This window comes from Salmonella sp. SAL4457, assembly GCF_046548235.1.
GTDB classification, from domain to species: domain Bacteria; phylum Pseudomonadota; class Gammaproteobacteria; order Enterobacterales; family Enterobacteriaceae; genus Salmonella; species Salmonella enterica.
On record NZ_JBGDZO010001169.1, the window covers coordinates 1 to 243 of the forward strand.

A 243-nucleotide genomic window follows, 5' to 3' on the forward strand; every position below is an offset into this window, starting at 1 on the left:
GCTGTAGCCGGTGGTGCCCCAGAGATAGGGAATGCTGTAGTCGTGGCCGGGATCGAAGCCAAGGGTCCGGACGTTTTCCTTCAGATTGCCCAGGCTCGGCAACTGGCTCTTGTCGAGCTTTTGCAGCAGCCCCTCCTTGACGAATATTTCTATGAAACTGTCCGACGGCACCACCACGTCGTAGGCGCCGCCACCGGCCTTGAGCTTGGCCAGCAGCGTCTCGTTGCTGTCGTAGGCGTCGAG

General features: G+C 60.5%; 1 pseudogene. It reads right to left on the reverse strand.

The features are described from left to right. Positions 1–243 (reverse strand): annotated as a pseudogene (locus ACLJNW_RS27860) (spermidine/putrescine ABC transporter substrate-binding protein); the annotation flags it as partial.